Annotated in this window: 20 protein-coding genes; 7 read left to right on the top strand and 13 right to left on the bottom strand. The window is 41.3% G+C overall.

Annotated features, from left to right (window positions below; genetic code table 11):
* Window positions 1-2: 2 nt before the first annotated feature.
* Window positions 3-1538, top strand: a complete 1536-nt coding sequence (locus I6N95_RS01800; RefSeq protein ID WP_209524807.1) for a bifunctional metallophosphatase/5'-nucleotidase — start codon at window positions 3-5, stop codon at window positions 1536-1538.
* Window positions 1539-1582: 44 nt separating this feature from the next.
* Here the strand turns inward: I6N95_RS01800 and I6N95_RS01795 are convergent, their stop codons facing one another.
* Together I6N95_RS01795 and I6N95_RS01790 are read right to left on the bottom strand one after the other, a co-directional pair.
* Window positions 1583-2050 carry a DUF2798 domain-containing protein gene (locus I6N95_RS01795; protein WP_209524622.1) on the bottom strand — a complete coding sequence of 156 codons (468 nt, stop codon included), beginning with the start codon at window positions 2048-2050 and terminating at the stop codon, window positions 1583-1585.
* Between the two features lie 169 nt (window positions 2051-2219).
* Complete coding sequence (locus I6N95_RS01790; RefSeq protein WP_209524621.1) at window positions 2220-2603, bottom strand: MerR family transcriptional regulator; 384 nt, start codon at window positions 2601-2603, stop codon at window positions 2220-2222.
* A 418-nt stretch (window positions 2604-3021) separates the two neighbouring features.
* Between I6N95_RS01790 and I6N95_RS01785 the strand changes: the two genes are divergently transcribed.
* From I6N95_RS01785 to I6N95_RS27630, 3 genes are all read left to right on the top strand, one after another.
* Window positions 3022-4566 (top strand): SdrD B-like domain-containing protein, encoded by a 1545-nt coding sequence (locus I6N95_RS01785; RefSeq protein ID WP_209524620.1) that lies wholly within the window; start codon window positions 3022-3024, stop codon window positions 4564-4566.
* A gap of 220 nt (window positions 4567-4786) precedes the next feature.
* Complete coding sequence (locus I6N95_RS01780; RefSeq protein WP_245249192.1) at window positions 4787-5431, top strand: recombinase family protein; 645 nt, start codon at window positions 4787-4789, stop codon at window positions 5429-5431.
* Between the two features lie 283 nt (window positions 5432-5714).
* Window positions 5715-8024: an LPXTG cell wall anchor domain-containing protein gene (locus I6N95_RS27630; protein ID WP_209524619.1), complete on the top strand. Its 2310-nt coding sequence runs from the start codon at window positions 5715-5717 to the stop codon at window positions 8022-8024.
* A 220-nt stretch (window positions 8025-8244) separates the two neighbouring features.
* Here I6N95_RS27630 and I6N95_RS01770 read toward each other — a convergent pair whose 3' ends face one another.
* From I6N95_RS01770 to I6N95_RS01750, 5 genes are all read right to left on the bottom strand, one after another.
* Window positions 8245-8637 (bottom strand): DUF4809 family protein, encoded by a 393-nt coding sequence (locus I6N95_RS01770; RefSeq protein WP_209524618.1) that lies wholly within the window; start codon window positions 8635-8637, stop codon window positions 8245-8247.
* Between the two features lie 71 nt (window positions 8638-8708).
* The gene (locus I6N95_RS01765; protein ID WP_209524617.1) at window positions 8709-9170 is read right to left on the bottom strand and encodes an AraC family transcriptional regulator; all 462 of its coding nucleotides are present in this window, start codon (window positions 9168-9170) and stop codon (window positions 8709-8711) included.
* A gap of 93 nt (window positions 9171-9263) precedes the next feature.
* Window positions 9264-9539, bottom strand: coding sequence for a hypothetical protein (locus I6N95_RS01760; protein WP_209524616.1), 276 nt, complete (start codon window positions 9537-9539; stop codon window positions 9264-9266).
* A gap of 110 nt (window positions 9540-9649) precedes the next feature.
* The gene (locus tag I6N95_RS27625; RefSeq protein ID WP_209524615.1) at window positions 9650-11017 is read right to left on the bottom strand and encodes a sensor histidine kinase; all 1368 of its coding nucleotides are present in this window, start codon (window positions 11015-11017) and stop codon (window positions 9650-9652) included.
* Entirely contained in the window at window positions 11011-11781 is a 771-nt protein-coding gene (locus I6N95_RS01750) for a LytR/AlgR family response regulator transcription factor (protein WP_209524614.1), read from the bottom strand. The genes I6N95_RS27625 and I6N95_RS01750 overlap by 7 nt, the downstream gene beginning before the upstream one ends.
* Window positions 11782-11946: 165 nt before the next feature.
* Between I6N95_RS01750 and I6N95_RS01745 the strand changes: the two genes are divergently transcribed.
* A complete protein-coding gene (locus I6N95_RS01745) occupies window positions 11947-12384 on the top strand; it encodes an Rrf2 family transcriptional regulator (protein WP_209524613.1) in 438 nt (145 codons plus the stop codon).
* Between the two features lie 85 nt (window positions 12385-12469).
* Window positions 12470-13048: a class I SAM-dependent methyltransferase gene (locus I6N95_RS01740; RefSeq protein WP_209524612.1), complete on the top strand. Its 579-nt coding sequence runs from the start codon at window positions 12470-12472 to the stop codon at window positions 13046-13048.
* Window positions 13049-13089: 41 nt separating this feature from the next.
* On the opposite strand, the gene I6N95_RS01735 is transcribed toward I6N95_RS01740, so the two are convergent.
* The 3 genes from I6N95_RS01735 to I6N95_RS01725 are packed head-to-tail and all read right to left on the bottom strand — an operon-like array spanning window position 13090 to window position 16075.
* Window positions 13090-13863: a DUF1295 domain-containing protein gene (locus I6N95_RS01735; protein WP_209524611.1), complete on the bottom strand. Its 774-nt coding sequence runs from the start codon at window positions 13861-13863 to the stop codon at window positions 13090-13092.
* Window positions 13860-15665 (bottom strand): DegV family protein, encoded by a 1806-nt coding sequence (locus I6N95_RS01730; RefSeq protein ID WP_245249191.1) that lies wholly within the window; start codon window positions 15663-15665, stop codon window positions 13860-13862. Before I6N95_RS01730 ends, I6N95_RS01735 begins: the two co-directional genes overlap by 4 nt.
* A 5-nt stretch (window positions 15666-15670) precedes the next feature.
* Window positions 15671-16075 carry a DUF2177 family protein gene (locus I6N95_RS01725; protein WP_209524610.1) on the bottom strand — a complete coding sequence of 135 codons (405 nt, stop codon included), beginning with the start codon at window positions 16073-16075 and terminating at the stop codon, window positions 15671-15673.
* 214 nt (window positions 16076-16289) lie between these two features.
* Between I6N95_RS01725 and I6N95_RS01720 the strand changes: the two genes are divergently transcribed.
* On the top strand, window positions 16290-16892 hold the full coding sequence (locus tag I6N95_RS01720; protein WP_209524609.1) for a histidine phosphatase family protein: 603 nt from the start codon (window positions 16290-16292) through the stop codon (window positions 16890-16892).
* 1533 nt (window positions 16893-18425) lie between these two features.
* On the opposite strand, the gene I6N95_RS01715 is transcribed toward I6N95_RS01720, so the two are convergent.
* The 3 genes from I6N95_RS01715 to I6N95_RS01705 form a co-directional block, all read right to left on the bottom strand.
* Window positions 18426-19055 (bottom strand): HAD family hydrolase, encoded by a 630-nt coding sequence (locus I6N95_RS01715; RefSeq protein ID WP_209524608.1) that lies wholly within the window; start codon window positions 19053-19055, stop codon window positions 18426-18428.
* Complete coding sequence (locus I6N95_RS01710) at window positions 19048-19503, bottom strand: GNAT family N-acetyltransferase (RefSeq protein WP_209524607.1); 456 nt, start codon at window positions 19501-19503, stop codon at window positions 19048-19050. The genes I6N95_RS01715 and I6N95_RS01710 overlap by 8 nt, the downstream gene beginning before the upstream one ends.
* Window positions 19504-19669: 166 nt before the next feature.
* Window positions 19670-19825, bottom strand: a complete 156-nt coding sequence (locus tag I6N95_RS01705) for a hypothetical protein (protein WP_209524606.1) — start codon at window positions 19823-19825, stop codon at window positions 19670-19672.
* Between the last annotated feature and the right edge of the window lie 132 nt (window positions 19826-19957).

The raw sequence follows: 19957 nt of genomic DNA, 5'->3' as shown, positions 1-19957 counted from the left end.
CAATGGACATTCAATTTTTATCAACTAGCGATCTCCACGGCTATCTTTATCCCACTGATTTTCGACAGCGGAATCAATCTTTAGCCTTTGGTGGGACAAAAGTCAAACAATTATTTAATCAATTAGAAGCGGAGGCCAGCGGTCCCCTATTTAAAATTGACAATGGCGATTTCCTCCAAGGTTCTCCTTTGAGTTATTATGTGGCCAAAAGAGACGGCCTTTTAATGGCCGACATGATGAACGCCATGGGATTTGATGCTGGCGTTTTAGGCAACCATGAATTTAACTATGGCCGAGAGTATTTGGAACAGACCATCGCCAAACTCAACTACCCGATTGTTTGTGCCAATATATTAAAAGAAGATGGCCAATCACTGACTGGTCACCCTTACGTTATCCTAGAAAAAGCTGGCGTCAAAATTGCCTTATTGGGCTTAACGACTCCCTATATTCCCAATTGGGAACAACCTTCAACCATTAAGGGACTGACCTTTAAATCCGCCTTGGAGACGGCTAAAGACTACGTTCCCCAACTAAGAACACTAGCCGACATTGTCGTTGTCAGCTATCACGGTGGCTTTGAGCGGGATTTGGAGACTGGCGAACCAACTGAGCGTTTAACAGGTGAAAATGAAGGCTATCAGCTCTTACACGAAGTCGTCGGAATCGATGTCTTATTAACAGGTCACCAGCACCGAGAAATCGCCCTGACTAAGGAACACTTGGCGCTGACTCAACCAGGTGACAAAGGCCGCTTTATCGGTTCGGTTCGACTGGGCTTCGACCAGAAAACCAAGCAAATCACCACGCGACAAGCGACATTAATCCCGGTGACTGGTGAAGAGGAGCCCGCCATGCATCAAGCTTTCCTACCATTGCTAGAGGAAGTTGAAGACTGGTTGGATCAACAGATTGGTCAAGTCGCAGGCAATATGCAGATTGATGACCCGATGGCGGTTAGAACACAGGGACATCCCTATATTGAATTTATTCACCAAGTGCAAATGGCGGCAACTGGGACGGATATTTCCGGCACTGCCCTCTTTAATAATAGCGGGACAGGCTTTAACACAACGATCAGCATGCGAGATGTGGTAACTAACTACATTTACCCAAATACCTTAGCTGTCTTAGAAGTGACTGGCGCGGAATTGCGCCAAGCCCTTGAACGAACTGCCACTTATTTTGAAGTCAAAGATGGCGAGCTAATTGTCAGCCCCGCCTTCCTCTCACCTAAAGTGGAACACTATAATTATGACCTCTACGCAGGAATTGACTATACGATTGATGTTGGTCAGCCAAAAGGTCAACGAATTACCCGCTTTAACTACCACGGACAACCGATCGAAGATCAACAACGCTTAGAAGTCGTGGTCAACCAATATCGAGCGGTTGGTGGTGGTGATTATGCCATGTTTGGCGCTGATAAAATCATTCGCGAAGTCACCGTTGACATGACGGAATTGATCGCTGAGTACTTACAACAGCACCCGATTATTCAAGCCAGTGAAACTACTAATTTTACTTTAATCTATTAAAAAAAGGCTCTAAATCTGCGCGTCTGGCGAATTTAGAGTCTTTTTTACGCTGTTTCCAATTGACGATTTTGATACTGACTTAATAGTTTTCTGGCAACAGGACCAACAATTAACCACTGTAGAGGTAGAGCCATCAGAAAATTATTGCGAACGACGATTAAATAATTTAGCAAGATATTGCCAGAAAAATGGCCTTCTGTCACTAACCCAAAAACTGACATAAAAATGACCATTCCACAAACCATGCAACCGGAAACGGCTAAGACAACTTGCAAGGGGTGCGCCTGATTGATTGGCAATTTAAACGCCAGTTTTTTGGCCACTGGTGCCACAAAAACAACATCGACGATTAACGCCACCAAAAAACCAGGGAAAAAGCCTAAGGTTACTGATTTCACCAAGCCTAACGTCACCCCTTCCACCAACGCAATATTGTAAATCGTCATTCCCAACACCATCATACTACACATGACTAGCGTAAAAAAAATTCCTTCTTTTTTGTTTGTCGGCATTACATCCACTCCATTTCATTTTTTGATCCAGAGATTATCGTAGCACAGCTCATAAATTTTCGTAAGCATTATTTTCAGAAACTATCATCTTTTATTTCATCATGGCATCAACATCAACTAGCCTTCAAAAAAACTCCGCCTCAGTCTTGAGTCAGAGTCTATTTATCAATCAATCGAAATCCTTTAATGACTGTTCACGGGGGATCATATGACTTCCGTAATTGTCAATTTTAAACCGCAAGCGTTCCAAGGCTTCCTGCATCAACTCTACCTTCTCTTGAAGAACTTGTTCTTGCTCTTTCAATAAGTCAATTCTAGCAGGAACGGTCTCTTGTCCTTCACGAAATAGTGTTAAATACTCAATTAACGCTTCAATTGACATACCGGCACGCCGCATTTGACGGCTAAAGGTAAGCCACTTAACATCCTCCTCAGTGAAAACTCTAACCCCACTGTTATTGCGCTTAACTGGTGGAATTAGCCCAATTCGTTCATAATAACGAATGGTATCCGCAGAAACTTCTGTTGCTTTGCTAACAGCGCTAATATTCATCACTTACACTCCCCTCTCGTTTTATATCAGTTTATCATAAAAGTCGTTTTCCCAAACGCTTTTCGAAATCCTGATACACTTTTTTAAATGTGAACTCTTTTTCACTGTTAATCAAATGGCGTAGCCTTGTTTGCAACCCGCTTATTAATAGTCGTTTAACTCGCTCCACAATCCACCTCCAACATCTCTACTAACAGACTAACACTTGGAGTCAACTCTAAGTCAACTATCAAAATACTAAACAAGCTAATATCTAAAATTAAATTAAATACTTAAGGTTTATACCATGCAAATTGTCGAAATGTTTAAAACAGACTATCAATCACTAAATACTAACATTAATCTAATAATTGTACCAAAATACGTTCGAATAGCGTATAATTAAAAACGGTCATTAAACGAAATGGAGGGATTTATTTTGAAGAAGAAAATTGTTAAGTTATTTGTTGCGTTTTGCCTGATTGGGCCGATTTTTCTAGGAGCGGCCCCGGCAGCTGAGGCCGCTGTTTTTTCTCCAAGCATCTACACAATTGCTGGTTCGGTCTTTGCAGACACCAATTCCAATGGGATTTATGAACCAAAAAATTTAGACGCACCCCTTAAGGAAAAAATGGTTGAGTTATACGCCGGCCTTGAAGATGCCTTAAGTGAAACAAACTCAATTTCTCGTGTTAAAACAAGTGTCTTAGGCACTTATCGTTTCACTAAATTAAAGCCAGGCACCTACTACTTAAAATACGGCAGTGAAACTCGCTATCACCCAGTTGCTCAAACGGGCAATCCCCAAGATGAAAATGGCGAACCAATAGCCGGGATTGTTGAAGTAGTTGTGACTCGGGCTAGTCTTGTCACAACGAAATTACTGGCATTAAACAAGACCGCCAATTTATCTTTTTATGCCTACGAAGACGCAAATTGGAATCGCCAGATGGACCCTACTGAAAAACTAGCAACTGATAAAAGTGTCATGCTTGTTGACGTTGTCAAAACACTGAAGGCCCTTGAATCGGGAGAACTTTACAAAAACGAACGTAAAGCGATGTACAACTCTGTGCTGTTTACCAATACCGTCAACATTTCAAATGGAGCCATTCGCATCGGAACCATGGATGCCAAAGGCGTTAAAAATATTTTTAGCGACTTGGAACCTAGTCTTTACTTAGCGATGCGTGCCCCATTTAACGCTACCTTATCAGGAGCGGCATCAAATATGGGACAAGTCAACACATTCCTAGATATCTTTTCTGGCGTAACAGATATCACACCGATTCTGGAAAATCCGTCGTTATTAACACCATCTGATGGTTCGATCACCACGGATCCAAATAACCTTTATATCAATCAATTAGTGTCAATGCTACCAAAAATCCTCGACGAAGCCGATAAAATTGACTTTAATAAATTACTCGGTAAAGACGCAGCTGGTAATGTCAGTTCCTTACTCGGCGCTGGTCGGACGGTTCACCAGTTAGTCAACAGCGTGCCTGATATGCGGATCATGTCCGTTAATGTTTGGGGGAACACTTATGATTTAACCAATCTAAAAGTTCAAAAAACGAACGACATGTATTTTGGCTACAAAAATGCGGTTCAATTAACTGGAACAGCCTTTAACGACCTTAACAGTAACGGCATAAAAGATGATACTTCCGAAGCTGTTAAACAAGTTAACTTAACTATTTACGATCAAGACGGTCAAATCATCTCGGCTCTCACAACGCCTAAGTTTGGCAAATATAAATTTGATAAATTGCCTTATGATACCACGATGTATTTAGTAGTAGAAGATGGGGAAACATTGACAAAACCATTTGAAGGTGAAGTTCCCGCCGCTCTGGAAGGTAAAGCCATTATCGGTGGTTATTACATGACAGGAACGGAAGCTGACTGGCAAATTAATCAAGATATTGCCGTCGCACCTGTTAGCGATAGTCTACCAGCATTAACCTCTGATAGTGAATAAATAAGCTACGCAAACCACACGCTAACAAAAACTAAATTAAAGAAGTCGATTTTTTTCGACTATCAACAGGACTTGAGCAAATTCAAGTCCTGTTTTTTTATGCTAAGGCAATAAGAGCAATGATGCCAACAGCTAACAGAATTTTATGCATTTTTTTTATTCTTTCGCCAGATGAGCCTTACAATATAGAGGAGTAAAATGAATATATTGGAGGGGTCACATGAAAAAATTAACGACCAAAAGTAAGGTACAAGCAGTGAGTCAACTAGACAAAGTAACAATCGGCTATGCTCGAGTTTCATCCCTTGACGATCGTCAAAAACTTGGCTTAGAAGTTCAAACTAACGCACTAGCTGATTGTGATGTCATCTTTAGTGAGAAGCAAAGTGGCAGCAATGACGAGCGACCAGAGCTGGCCAAGGCTATCGAATTAGCCAAAGAATTAACCAGTCAAGGCAAGGAAGTCTCGTTGAACATTTACAAACTGGATCGTCTCACTAGAAGCATGAGCAAGCTTGGTGCACTTCTTGATGAGTTTAGCCAACACACGATCAAACTAGTCAGCTTACAAGAAAATCTAGAAACCGATTCACTAACAGGACGTCTCCTCTGTATTGTTCTAGGCTACGTAGCTGAGATTGAGCTTGAGAATATTAGGCAACGAACTAGAGCAGGGTTAGCTCAAGCGAAAGCCAATGGCAAAGTTTTAGGTAATCCGCCACTATCTAACAAAATAGAACAAGAAGTGTTGCATCTATACCAATTGAACAGCATACCAATTAAGACAATTGCAAAGCGACTAAAAATTAGCGAGAGCTCAGTTTACAAAGTGGCCAGAAAACACGGCGTTTCTAGAAGAAAATAGAAAAGTAATTCTGTTAAAAACATGGGTTTTATGCTAAAATTACCTTGAAACCATTTCTTGTTCGATCGGTCGTCTGAACAAGGTCCGATATTCATTAAATATGGATAATTTAAATATTTCGCAATAGCTGATTTGACGGAGTTTACACTTCGTCAAATCAGCTTTTTGCGTTAAATTTCAAACGTTTTTATGACGACCGTTCGGAAAAGTTGACAATGGAGGTGAGCTTTAGCTATGCCATGGAAAAATGGTTTTATTAACAGATAAGGAGATGAAATGAAAAGTGAAACAACACACACGCATTGAGAAATTAATGCACAGTAGACGCATGAAGAAAATTATCAATGTTGCAACTGTTGCTATGTTGGTTTGCCCTCTTGCAATTGGTGCGGTTAATGCCTTGGCTGACACTGAGACGGCCGAACCCACAACGGAAGAAATTGTACCAATGGAAGAAACCGTCGAAAGTACTGATCTGCCAGTTGAGTCAACTGAAACCTCTACACCATCTAGTAGCGAGGAACAAATAGAGACATCAAATACCGACAACCCATCAAGCGAAGTCGAAGAAAATGCAAGCTCAGCATATGGAGAGTATCTAGCATTAGACCAAAGACGCGAAGACTTAGTTGATGCTGGTGCTGATTTTTCAGGATCAAATATTTCAGAGCTCAAAACCAACTTTCTAAATGCTCATGCTAATTATTACCTTACAGGTAATAATTGGGAAGCTGTTATCTTAGCACTTAAAGCTTTTGAAGCAGAAGTTATTAGACTTGAAAGTGAAACCGAACCGCAATCAGCAATAATCGGTTACACCTTCTCAGGAGATAAAACCACTGTGAAACGTGGTGAGTGGGTATCGTTCACCTTAATAGCACACCGTGAAGACGGAACTAATTCAAATATAGTAATCGGTACAGATGGTAGAGCGCTTTTAAGCGTCAATAAGTATCCGATAGATGGTCCAGCTTTTCCAATGAATTGGGATCCTGGAGTTTATGAGGCTAAAGTATTCTCATATGGTGGTACGAATAACGGTGTGCAATTAGGCGAGACAATCCTAATCACCGTTGTTGACGAAAGTAACAGGCCAGACATCACTAAACTTAAGGAGCTGTATGATAAGTACCTTTCCTTAAACGAAGATGACTATCACCCACTGGATTGGGCAAACTTCAAAAAACGGATTGCTAGCGATGTTGGCTTACTCAGCTCAACCGAAAGCATTCTAGCAAATCCGAGCTCTGAGGTTGCTGAAGAAACCGTTGCTGACCTGAATTATAGATGGGAGAGTAATCTTGAATGGCTTAGCCCAGACCTCAAGACATTACAAGCCAGATATGACCAATATTTAAGTTTGGTTGCAAGTGACTACAGGTCTGAATCTTGGCAAGCTTTCCAAGATAATCTAAGAGAAAATTATGCACTCGCTTATACCGAAATTGATTTAAAAGAAGAAAGCATCGGCGATGGCTTAACGGTGGAACCAATCTGGATTACTTTAGGGCGTTGGGATGAAGCCTTTGCGCTTCTTGTTTTTAAGGATTATCAACCAGAAGAATGGATGAAACCATATTATGAAGACTTGGAAGAAATATTAGCTAAGTATAATGGACTTGTCCGAGCCGATTACACAGATAGCTCATATATGGCAATGGAAGAATACTTTAATATTGGCAAAGATGGAGACTACATTGAGCATATTAACTATTTAATCGACTCTGGGAAAACTCCAGATATTCCCGATTTAGAAACATGGTTTAAACAGAAGATTGCTTTTGGTTGGGCTGGATTTGATCTATTAGTTAAGAAAAATAGTACGGACAACCCAACTGCTGGTGATTTAAACCTAACGGAAGCAAGGAAAGTCTACAATAAGTACAAAGGGTTATTAGAGGAGCAATACACCCCTGAATCATGGAAAGCTATGCAACAGCATGCCACCGACTCAAAAGCTGTGAACATCCTGGAAACATGGTTAAATAAAGACCCAGCTTTTGAATTGCCGGTGAGCTTAGAAATGACCCAAGGTGCAATCGATACTAGTATCGAGCTTTTAAACGATGCCATGAGCAAACTTGTCAAAGCACCCACAGAGAACAAAGACCTAGATTTAACAAAGCTACAAGCCATTTACGACAGCATTGGCGATCAGAAGCAATACACTGAAAAATCATGGAAAGAATTCACTGATGAGTCGGTAAAATGGGAAAAAGGATTTTGGCTAGCAGAAGCTAAACGGCTGCTCATTGGTAAAGATGTGGCTTGGGATAATCTAGACCAAGCATATATCGACAAAATTGCCACAGGTTTACAACATGCCATTAATACCCTCTTAGTAAAAGAAGAGGCTAATGGCGGTAACGGTAGCAACATTGGAAATACTATTACGACCAATGTCAACAACCAAAACAATAATTCTAGCGCCTCTAATCAAGGCGGTAATTCGACGAACATTAGTAAATCACGTTCCGACAAAAAACTTCCTGAAACAGGAGAAAAAGAAACATTTGTTATGTTCTTAGCTGGAATCGCAGCATTGGGCCTTACGATGTTTAGCTTTATGAGGAAGCCTCAAGACAGCCTGTAGCACAGCTTACATCATTTAATAAATAAGAGTTAATCCTGTCAACTAGTTGATGGGATTGACTCTTATTTATTTTCATTCAACCAAGTGATTATTTCCTTGCTATCAGTAACATTAAGATGCTTACCTTAACACTTGAAAAAGCCGACAGGATGTCTCCTGTCGACTAGCACTGCATTTTATAGACCGCAAGACCCTAGCTTTAACCAGCCTCTTTAATTAGTTATGCAATAAAGTTAATCGCTGCTACCTCAAACATCTCCGTCAAAACACGATTGGTCTGACTAAATAGTTCGGCTTGATCCGAATAGTTATCCGCCAAGGTTATGGAGTCAGTTGAACTGATGTAAGTCAATTGATTATAATCCTCGACCAATTTTATTTCTTTATCGCCTTTTTTATACAGCATGTATTCATCGATCATCTCAACTTTAAACGCCTGGCTCCAGCCCTCATGAAGAACAATTGCCATCACTAGGGAAGACACTCTTAATTCTTCCAGTGCCAAGGTTTGTTGGTCCAGCTCCATTGAATAAAGCAAGCTTTCTACTGGTCCACAGGCATTGCAGCCACCTTGAGTCAAATCCATGGTACTTGTAATTGTTGCAGTTTTCATCTCGCACCTCTTGTCATTTTGTGATACACTTCTCAATCTCCAGTTTAAAGCGAAACCGACGAGATAGCAAGTCATTCACCCTCATCTATGACAATTGGCACACAGATTTCGCACAGGTGCTGACTGACCAATTTAGAACAATAGCGCTCCACTGTAGCCCCTTGGCCTAAGCTTAAACCTGTCGCTGCCAAATGGTCATAGATGGTCGCCCAAGCCTCTGACAGACCTTGCTCAGTATGATCAACCTGAAAAACCGCGTAATGGCCTGCAGCAAAGATGCCGGCTTGGACCGCTTCATCTAATTTCATTTCCTTCTTTACCACAATCGCCGCGTCATAACGGCAGTCTTCTGGCAATGTCACAGTTGGATTATCTTGCGGAATACCAAAGATCACTCCTTCTTCAAACAGATCGTGAGCCTGCGCCCAAGCTTTTAGTTCCGTCATAACGCTGACATTTCCAATGCCATATGGCCCTACTGCTCGTTTATATGCCAGAGGATAGGCTGGTAAATATTCAATTGTCATGTTCATTAAAATTGACCCCTTTAGTCATCGGCCGATGAGCTCGTTTTTGCTAGCTACAGACAGGGTAACATGATTAAAAATGGTTTTGCAAGAGTCAATTTAGCCCCCTTCTCTGATATAACGTTTGATAATCGTGAAGATCAAGATGATGTGATAAGACCACGATAAACTAAAAATCAACCAGATTAGCTGGCTTCCGTTCATCATCGGTGATGAACAGTTCGTGACATAACTCAGACCTTTACAAAGACCAAGCAAACTAAAAATAACCAGCACGTAAAGGCTAGTTTGCCTTTTAAGCGGCGTCCATCTGGACAAACTGCGGATCATTAAAACCACTGAAAAACACCCGCCAAAACTCATTATCAGCGTCACTGTTATCACTTCCTAAGGGATCGTCTTACTTAACACAAGACTAACAGAAATAAACAGTTTAGAAGCAGACTGCTCCTAAACTGTCATCTTTATGTCCCGAATAGCCTTGCTCAACTGCGAATCTTTAGTATCTGGGTAAAATTGCCCTGGTCGCATCTGGTTTCTTTCAAAACATTGGGATATTTCTCCACAATTCGCTGATAGCTAAATAAGCCTAATCCCCGGTTTTCCCCTTTAGTTGAATAGCCTTCTTGCCAAATCTGCTGCAATAACGGACGATGTTTGACACTGTTTTTCACCATAATGGAGACATCTTGTTCCTCTTGGGAAATCACAATTTTTAACTCTTTATTTAAACTGGTAGCTAGTTCCTCAGTCGCATTGTCCACTAAAATACCAACACAACGCAATAAATCCAAGGTGTCCATTTTAATCGCATTGACGGGATTGAGGATCTCTAAGGTACACTGAATTCCCAAGCTTTCCATTTCGGCTAATTTCGTTAATAATAAACCCTTTAGCTCAATCAATTCCACTTCACTAAGATGGGTGGTTCGCTGAATATTCTTGCCAATTTGCTCATCAAACTGATTGACAGTTGATTCCATAAAGGCCTTAATGCCCTCCATGTCTCCCGCTTGCACCTGTAGCACAAGACCTGAGAGAATATTTTTATAGTCATGTCGCATGGTCCGCATATCCTGCTGCATTTTCTCGAGATTCTGAATGTAAAAGCTTTGCTGTAAAACGATGTTCTCCTGAAGCTTTCGCTGACGAATTTGAAAAAGAAGGTAGCTGGCAATACCGATCAAAACCCCCGAAATAAACAGATTCACTAATATCAAAAGAGCCAAAGAAGACAACTTACTCAGCAGTGTTGGCGTGACTTGTCTCAAGACCAACAAGTTCAACACATCTGTCAGATAGTCTTGACTAAACGCAATCGTCCCTAAGTTAAGCAGGATGACCACCACTGCTAAAACCTCTACCACCTTATTAGTCACCAGTTGTTGCAAAAGCTTGTAAGGATTTTTGCGTTTGAGCAACATAACAATTCCCAGTTGTACCAAGGCTGTCCCTGAACCTGTCAAAGCCAAAAACATCTTGCCGCTCTGAGCACCGAAACTCAGATAAAAACACAGGATGTCCGCCAAATAAGTAGCAAAATAATACAACACCACGGATAAACTGGCGGAAATAACCAAGTGAAAACGATTCTGGTAACTCATTTTACGATAATGGAAGCCCGTGATAATGACTAAGATAGTCAGCCCATTTAAGACAAAGACTGCCAATCCAGCTCCTATTGCTGGAAATAACGTAAACGTAAGGATAAAAAATAGGAGGGTTAGCCCTGTTGTCACCAACACTTTTCTCGGCAAAGGAAGGCGACGTTTGGTGGTAACCTCCGTTGTGGTCAGTAATAAGTACTGAGACAACAGGACTGGTACAAATAATAACAGATAATAAATCACCACCCCACTTCTCCCTTCTGACGATCCTGACTTTTGAGCTGTTGTTGTAGTTCTTTTTTCTTCATCCGCGATACTTCGCAGCTCAAACCAGCTTTTAAAGCCAAACGATTTTCTTTAATGTTGAAAGCTTGTATGTGCTGGCGATTGACCAGAAAAGACCGGTGAACTCTCAGAAACGGCTCCTTTAGTTCTTTTTCAACCGCTGTCAAACTAGCAAAATACTCGAGGGACTGGTCAGCGGTGTGTAAAATCACCCGATGTTTTTGCAAGGAGGTCTCAATCATCACAATTTCCTCCACTGCAATGTGATGAACTTCATCAAAAACCTTTACCGTATAATAACGTCGATCGTCCTGCTGATTGGCGGCAATTCGTTCCACAATACTATCCAGACAAGCATGCAAACGGGATATAAACTGTTGTTGATCGTCTTTGATCACATAATCCATGGCCTCAACTCGATAACGAAAGGTTTCAAAAGCCAGCTCCTCATGAGTCGTCACATAAATAATAAAGCCACGAGGATCCCGTTCACGGATTTTTTTTCCTAATTGAAACCCATCATATTGTTCATGCTGCAAATCCACATCCAAAAAATAAATTCCTTGTTGAGAATTTTCAGATAATTCAGCCAAAAGCGTCACTGGATTTTCCGTCACCAGACTGACCCTAAAGTCATATTGATTAATCATGATATACCTTTCGATTTCCTTTTGTAACAAACGCTGATAAAACTGATTGTCTTCACAAATTTTAATTGGCACCATTTTTGAATTCCATCCCCAATTCCTCCTCGATTTAATTCATTATAACGGTTCTCAGAAACCAGAACAAGCTATTTTAGTTGACCCCTAAAAAAATTCATGATATGCTGTTAAAGAATTAAAGACAACAAAGGTCTTTAATAACGTTAATACCAATTGGAGGTCGTCATGAAATACTCAAAAGCGACAAATTACGCCTTACATACGATGGTTTATCTACTGTTGCTCCCTAAAGACAGCAGCATCGGCGTTCATTCTTTAGCCAATTTACAAAAGCTTTCTCCGACCTATTTGTCCAAAATTTTAGGCAAACTTTCAAAAGGCGGGTTGATCGACTCCTCACCAGGGGTTAGTGGCGGCTATCGCATCGCCAAAAATCCAGAAAAGATTTCCTTTCTCGATGTCATCCAGTTAATCGAAGGCAATGCCAATCTCTTTCATTGTTCAATTCATTACGACGAACGCTGCCTGATAGAAAACGTCATGGTGACTGCCGAGCAACAGATGGCTGATGAGTTAGCCAATCGCTTTTTAATCGACGTTGCCAGAGAAATGGAGCCGAAAGTCACAGCTGTGCTCCAAGAAAACAGCCATTGCAGTGACTAAAAGAACACGTCGATCCTCCGTAATACCCGCTACTGATTGTAACAACCGCACAATTAACTAATAAACAACAACCAAAGGAGAATGTATGACACATCAGCATTTTAACGACGAAAACCATGAACAATTTATGAGAAAAGTCGATTATCTCGACAACCACCTGCGACAGCTCACCTTGCCTCCAGAAGACCTATTTGCGAGGATCCCTTTAAAGAAGCACGATACCGTTCTTGATTTAGGGGCAGGCACAGGTTATCTGACCTTGCCTGCAGCCGCCTACGTCAAGGAGACCGTTTATGCTTTAGATCTAAGTGCCAAAATGTTAGCGCTGATTGCCACCCGGGCCAAAGCTGCTAACTTAACTAATATCGAATGTTTAAACAGCTCGATTGAAGCTCTTCCCTTGGAGGCTGAATCAGTGAATCAGGTCTTTGCCTCACTGGTGCTTCACGAGTTACCCGACTTGGAGACAGCCTTGACTCAAATTCACCGCGTCTTAAAAACAGAGGGACACTTAACCATTTTAGAACTGGCAGAACACGACCACCACGGCGCCCCGCGCCTTACACCTTCAGCTTTAAGAAACGCCTTAGAGCTAACAGGCTTTACCATTACAAAAGAAGAACATCCCGAGAGCGACCTCTACATCATAATCGCACAAAAATAGCAAAAAAGTCAGAATCGATGTTGATTCTGACTTTTCCTACGCTATAGTCCTTTTTTGCCAATAAATGGCACAAATTTTGCCGTCTTAGCCGCGTAAACTTTAAAATCTGGCCGCTCTTGGTATTTTTTCTCGAGCAATGGCACCCCTGAAACAAATAACAGTAACAAGGTAATCGCTAAGGGGCCAATCGCTCCCCATAACTGACGACCCTCGTTAAGGGTAACTAGAAAAAGCCCCCACCACAAGAATGCTTCACCAAAATAATTAGGATGACGAGTCGTAGACCAGAGCCCGGTGGTTAATAATTGGCCTTTATTTCTCGGTTCTTTTTTAAATTGAGACAATTGATAGTCCCCCACTACTTCATAAACAAATCCCAGTAACCAAACGCCTATCCCTAAACCATTCCACCAATAAAAGTGATCCTTGCTCCCAGTCATAACCAACAGAATCGGCAATGAGACGATCATCAATAAAACGCCTTGGAGGACAAACACATTTAAGTAGGCCTTTAATTTCGCATGATGGGTTCCCCAGCGCTTTCGCATGTTCACATAGCGATAATCTTCCCCTTTACCAATATTTCGCTTAGCTAAATGAAGGCTCAGACGGAGCCCCCAGACACTTACAAGTAATAAGGTGATCTTGCTCACCAACGTTGGTTCTGACATCCTTAGATAGCCAGTAATCGCTACTAGGACGAATCCCAAGCCCCAGGCAATGTCAACGATCGAATTGTTCTTCAAATACTGAGCCCAGAAAAATAAACCGGTAAAATAAATCGCTAATACAAGGGCGATTGTTCCAATTGTCATCTTGATTTCACTCCTTCATCTATTTCAAAAGCCACAGCTATGGAACCAGCCCCTGCACTTAAGGCCACCACCGTCGAAACGGGCATCACAAACGCTGGCACCATCCCCAATTTATCGCTTAACAGCTTCTGCCATTTGGCAACCCGTTCACCATGCCCTGCATAGACAATGCCGTACCTTAGTAACCGGCGCTTTTGATGATATTTCATAATTTTTTTTAACATTTTTGACTCGTTAGCAGCTAAACTCAAGGAAAAGCCACTTAGCACGCCGGCCCCATCAGCCACTCCAACTAGAGGCTTCAGGTTTAACTTTTGCGCAATACGCCCAACTGACTGCGGAACTCGACCAGATTGGATCATCGGTTCTAAGTCGTCAACACTGACAAAAATTTGGATGTTTTGCCGCCAGAGATAAGCCTTCTCGATAATCGTCTCAAAGTGTTCACCAGCCTGAATCCACTGATTAATCCGCATGACTAATAAAGCTTGCGCCGCTGAATTTTGTTGGGAATCAATCACTTCTATCGGAGCAGACAACAGACCCTTTTGAGCTATTCGCTTCACACTTTGATACGTGCCGCTCATTTTTTCTGAGACGGTCACCACAATGATACTCTCATAGTGGGTAGCTAAATAAGCGAATAAGTTGTCAATTTGACTCAATGCTGGCTGAGAGGTTGTGCCTCTTTCCCCGCCACTTTTTTGTTGCTCAAAGAACTCCTGATTTTCAATGGTTAAGCGATCCAAATAATTGGCTCCACCTAGCAAAATCGTCATTGGCAAGACGTGGATTTGCTGAGTTAACAAATAATCAGCGGGAATATCAGCAATCGAATCCGTGACTAGCGCGATCTTAGCTTTTTGCTGTTGCCTGATTTCATACTGCAATAGCATATCATCCGCCTTTTGTTGAACCGGTTGCCCAAACGCTCTAAGCTGCGACAATACCTTTGCTGGCTGATTAGTGTGAAGGTGAATGCGAGCCTTGCCGCGATTAAGAGCAACGACGAGGGAATTTCCTAAATGGCTGATTTCCGCCTGCAACTCGTCTTTAGTGGCCACCACCCCTGTGAGCAAGACTTCTGTACAATAGCGATGAACGGGTTTTTCACTAACGAGCTCTTGTTGGTGAATCTGGACCGTCAAAGGCGTAGCCTCTTCTTCAACTAACTGAAGATCAGGATGATTAAAGGAACGAGTAAACCCTTCGACAAACAGATAAAAACCTTTTGCCCCAGAATCAACCACCTGATTTTTTCGCAACACTTCCAATTGCTCTGTCGTTTTTTCTAATGCTGATTTAGCGACCTCCAAGGCGTGATCCAAGCGTTTTTCAATCGATTCGTGCTGATTCTGTTCGTGAAGGGCCTCTCCCCAAGAACGAATAACGGTCACCATGGTTCCCTCCAGAGGCCTTTCAATCGCTTGATAGGCATGATTTACTGCCAGTTTAGCACTTTTTACGAATTGGGATGTAAACGAATTGCCCTCTTCTTCCCCTAAATTTTCATACAAACCATTAAAATACTGGGCCATAATAATGCCAGAATTCCCTCGAGCGCCGATTAAAGAAGCATCGGCCACCCGTTCGAATAAGGCCAAACTTGAAGACAGCTGCTCGCTAGTTTCGTTCAAGATCGTTTCCATCAAGGAGGCCAGATTACTCCCCGTATCCCCATCAGAAACCGGAAAAACATTGATCTTATTTAACTCCTGCTGATGGGCAATGACCAAACGCGCGCCCCCTTGAATGGCCTGTTTAAAGCGATAATACTCTTGCTCTAACATTAGCTCTGTCATCCCTTTCACCTCCAATTAAAATATTGTGCTGTTGCAACTGTGATGGCTGATACCACCGCTGTGATGACGGTTCCCCAGACTAAGTCAATCACTGTGATTAAGACAGGCCAGTCCCTTAAAGTCGCCAAGTTGGTCAAATCAAAGGTGGCATAACACAATAAGCCTAGAAACCCTCCTGCTAGCCACGCATAGCTGAGGCTCTCTTTTGCCAAAGCAGGGGTGATCGCAAAAAAGAGCATCCCTAAGACATATAACACATAAAACAGAGCCGCAGGTCCAATTCGAACCTGACCCAACAACGTTCCTAAATAGTCTTGATATAGCTTTTTAGAAATGAGCAGTAACCACAACATATCCAAAATAAAAAAAGAAAGACTGGCTGTTAAAAAAAGTTTAATCAAGGTCTTCAACGTACTTCCTCCTTCAAAATTCACTTATCAGTTGATAAATGAATCATAACATAAACAACACTGACTAAAAAATAGTTTGCTCAAAACAATTCCTACTACAAAGGGCTCTAGTTCAACATCTTATACATATCTTAAACATTTTTACTCTTTTTTAGAATTTCACCAGCCCTGACTATGGTAAAATTAAAGTAAGCCACATTCAGGAGGTTGAAAGATGATTTACCTATTACGTCATGGCGAAACCGAGTTCAATAAACTAGGCAAATACCAAGGGCTTTTAGATTCTCCCTTGACTCCCCTAGGTCGCGCCCAAGTCTCCCAAAACAGTGTCTTACTTAAACACCAGTTAACAGATACACAGAACATTAAGATTTACTCGAGCCCCTTAGGTCGAGCGATGGAAAGTGCCAAAATTTTATGCCAATACTTAAATTATCCCTTTGACGATGTGATCATCGACCAACGACTTCAAGAAGTTGATTTAGGCGACTGGTCAGGCCACAGTTTTTCTGAGCTTAAACAGGACTATCCTCAAACATTAGCGACTGCCAATCAATTTCAATGGTACTTTCACTCACCAACTGGCGAGCGTTACGACCATGTAATGACTCGCTGCCGCAATTGGTTGAAAGATATTGACTCAGAAAAATGCACCATTGTTGTGAGCCACGGTCTTTTAGGTCGAATCCTAAGAGGGGCATACGCCAACCTTGAGGAAACTAACACCCTTGAGCAAGACGTTCCTCAAAAAGGATTTTATCGCTTAAAAAACCAGAAAATCAGCTATTGTACAGATGATTTCGAGCATTACTCGTAACAACCCAATGATCTCGCAAAGTACTTAAGGACTGGGGTGAATTTTTTTAAGCTAAAGCTTTAACTTCTTTAAGTTTTATTCTGATTTCTTTGGGAATTCAGCAGTCATTTCGTTTTAAAAGTGAAGGGGTAAAAAAATGAAGGAAAGAACTGAGCATATTCTGCCTTTGAAAAACAATTTGCTTTCAGTCGTTTTTCCTTTGTCACTGCACACTTTAATTTTGACATCTGACTAGACAGACTTATAGCAATGAGAGGACATGGAGCATCTGTTAGGCAGGAAAATAATAACAGTAACACTCGTATTCCAGTCTCCATCCCAATTCAAAAAGACGTTATTTAATGAGTGATGCCATCACTCAGCCGTTGAGGTTTGATCGTCAAACAAGAAATAAAAACCTTGATATACCAGCATTTAGCCACGCTGAATTCTCGGAGGGAGTGACAAAATCACTCATTTGCTGTTTCGTTATATTATCTCGTGGGAGACCAACCTTTTAATGACAATTCTGAAAATCGTTATTTAATGAGTGATCACATCACTCAGCCGTTGAGGTTTGACCGCCAAACGAGAAATAAAAACCTTGATATACCAGCGTTTTTCTGCACTTAATTCTCGGAGGGAGTGACAAAATCACTCATCTGCTGTTTCGTTATATTATCTCGTGGGAACCAACTTTTTAATGACAATTCTGAAAATCGTTATTTAATGAGTGATCTCATCACTCAACCGTTGAGGTTTGACCGCCAAACGAGAAATAAAAACCTTGATATACCAGCATTTAGCTACACTGAATTCTCGGAGGGAGTGACAAAATCACTCATTTGCTGTTTCGTTATATTATCTCGTGGGAGACCAACCTTTTAATGACAATTCTGAAAATCGTTATTTAATGAGTGATCTCATCACTCAGCCGTTGAGGTTTGATCGCCAAACGAGAAATAAAAACCTTGATATACCAGCGTTTAGCCACACTGAATTCTTGCAGGGAGTGACAAAATCACTCATCTGCTGTTTCGTTATATTATCTCGTGGAAAATAACTTTTTAATGACGATTCTGAAAATCGTTATTTAACGAGTGATCACATCACTCATCTGTTGAGGTTTGATCGCCAAACGAGAAATAAAGCCCTTGATATACCAGCATTTGGTACACTAAAGACCTAGAGAGGGTGACCGCATCACTCATTTGCTCTTTTGTTATGGTATCAAAGGGTAAACAACTTTCTAAAGTCAATCATAATAATCGTTATTTAATGAGTGATCACATCACTCATCTGTTGAGGTTTGACCATCCAATCGAAACCAAAAAACCTCGTTATATCAACCTTTCTCTATACTAAAAAGTTGGAGGGAGTGACCCGATCACCCACCTCAACCTTCGTTATATTTAGGCCGACAACTCTGTCGTCAAGTGACGTTGTTCGCCACTAATATTCAGTTGAACTAACCTGAACTACGAGGGCTTTTTTCACATCAAAAAAAGCCTTGCAAAATGATTGAACATTTTACAAAGCCTTTTCTTATTTCACTCATCCCCGGTTCTCGTGAGACGGATTCTTAATGCCAACTGTTTTAAAGTTCTGCTGCAACTCTTCAATGTTCCCCCTAAAAATGTGACTAACCATTCCCGAATTACGAGCGGCTTCCACGTTCATCGCCATGTCATCAATAAAATAGCACTCAGAAGGAACTAATTGAAAATGACTAAAAAATTGCTTGTAAATTTCTTTTTCAGGTTTCAATAATTTCCAATCAGATGACACAAATTCCCCATCAAAGAACTCAATACCGGGAATAATGTCCCTAAATTGATAGTAATCCTGTGACGCATTCGACAAAATGTAAAGTCGGTACCCTTGAGCTTTAAGCTCTGACACTACGTCTCTCATATCAGCTATCGGTTGTATTTCCTCAAACCACTGGGCTAAAATCTCGCTCACGGTTGAATGGAGCATCTCTGGGACTCGTTGACAAATCCGCCACTTCATCTCTTCTTTCGTGATGGTTCCACGGTCCGCTTGCAACCATTCAACTGACCCAAAAATCTCATTAAGTAATAACTGCTGGTGCTCTGGTTGTTTAGCAAATGCCGAAATAAAGTTAGCTGGTGCGTAACGAACCAAGACATTTCCCATATCAAATACAATATTTTTAATCATTGATACTCTCCTTTAACTGGTAGTGCATCACACAATCATAGATGCCTAAGGTCTGATTTTTAAATGGCTCGCCAATCGCTACAAATCCACATGTTTCATAAAATCTTTTCGCTGTCTCACGAGCATTTACTTTGATCTCTGTATATCCCTGCGCCTGTAACTCCTCTTTCAGAAAGCTGACTAATGCTTTACCAAGCCCCTGACCTTGGTAAAAGGGAGCGACGGCGAAGGCTGTCACGTGAGCGACATTAGCAGACGCATCAAAACAACTGAGCGTTGCGACAAGTTGTTCCTCAAGCAGAATCCCATAACAATCATTGTCTTTCTCAAGCGTCAAATCTTCTTGATAGAGGCTTTTTCCCAAGGGTTTTCGCAACACCTCTTCTCTCAAATTTAAGCCTGCTCGATAATAGTCCTCATCGCTCTTTTGATATTTAATAATCTGCACCTTATCTTCCACTCCCTCCATTTAATTTTCTGTTCTTTCAAAAAATTAGCCTGATTCTAGCTAATTCAATAAACTGATTAAGTCCTCAGGTTCTGAAATACTCTTAGTGACCCCAGCTATAGTTAACTCAGCTGGCGAACCAAAACCAAATAAAACGTCTATATTCTCACCCCATCTCCAGTTGCTCCATGGCATACCGAATCGCCTTAGTAATAGCTTCTTCTGGGTTTGTGTTTGTAACCGTCCTATCTAAATCAACTAGCAATCGCTGTTTACTTTTCAGCCGATACACTCCTCTGGATGATAACTGTTCGTCTTTCATTTATCATACCATAACTCAGGCAACACCTTAATAAGGTTAACAGACGAGCTGGTCACATCACAAGTGCTTAGTAACCGTTTTTTTAATCGGCCATGTTATAATAAAAAAACAAAACAAGCAAATGAGGGAAAG

It is taken from the genome of Vagococcus allomyrinae, from assembly GCF_017829975.1.
Taxonomy (GTDB): Bacteria; Bacillota; Bacilli; order Lactobacillales; family Vagococcaceae; genus Vagococcus_D; species Vagococcus_D allomyrinae.
Note: the sequence above shows the minus strand (reverse complement) of the source record. Positions and strands in the feature narration are given on the sequence as shown.

Excerpts from the sequence above, each read along its gene's own strand:
- I6N95_RS01800 (WP_209524807.1), top strand. The coding sequence starts at position 3 with ATGGACATTCAATTTTTATCAACTAGCGATCTCCACGGCTATCTTTAT.
- I6N95_RS01795 (WP_209524622.1), bottom strand. The coding sequence starts at position 2,050 with ATGCCGACAAACAAAAAAGAAGGAATTTTTTTTACGCTAGTCATGTGT.
- I6N95_RS01790 (WP_209524621.1), bottom strand. The coding sequence starts at position 2,603 with ATGAATATTAGCGCTGTTAGCAAAGCAACAGAAGTTTCTGCGGATACC.
- I6N95_RS01780 (WP_245249192.1), top strand. The coding sequence starts at position 4,787 with ATGAAAAAATTAACGACCAAAAGTAAGGTACAAGCAGTGAGTCAACTA.
- I6N95_RS01770 (WP_209524618.1), bottom strand. The coding sequence starts at position 8,637 with ATGAAAACTGCAACAATTACAAGTACCATGGATTTGACTCAAGGTGGC.
- I6N95_RS01765 (WP_209524617.1), bottom strand. The coding sequence starts at position 9,170 with ATGAACATGACAATTGAATATTTACCAGCCTATCCTCTGGCATATAAA.
- I6N95_RS01750 (WP_209524614.1), bottom strand. The coding sequence starts at position 11,781 with ATGGTGCCAATTAAAATTTGTGAAGACAATCAGTTTTATCAGCGTTTG.
- I6N95_RS01745 (WP_209524613.1), top strand. The coding sequence starts at position 11,947 with ATGAAATACTCAAAAGCGACAAATTACGCCTTACATACGATGGTTTAT.
- I6N95_RS01740 (WP_209524612.1), top strand. The coding sequence starts at position 12,470 with ATGACACATCAGCATTTTAACGACGAAAACCATGAACAATTTATGAGA.
- I6N95_RS01735 (WP_209524611.1), bottom strand. The coding sequence starts at position 13,863 with ATGACAATTGGAACAATCGCCCTTGTATTAGCGATTTATTTTACCGGT.
- I6N95_RS01730 (WP_245249191.1), bottom strand. The coding sequence starts at position 15,665 with ATGACAGAGCTAATGTTAGAGCAAGAGTATTATCGCTTTAAACAGGCC.
- I6N95_RS01720 (WP_209524609.1), top strand. The coding sequence starts at position 16,290 with ATGATTTACCTATTACGTCATGGCGAAACCGAGTTCAATAAACTAGGC.
- I6N95_RS01715 (WP_209524608.1), bottom strand. The coding sequence starts at position 19,055 with ATGATTAAAAATATTGTATTTGATATGGGAAATGTCTTGGTTCGTTAC.
- I6N95_RS01705 (WP_209524606.1), bottom strand. The coding sequence starts at position 19,825 with ATGAAAGACGAACAGTTATCATCCAGAGGAGTGTATCGGCTGAAAAGT.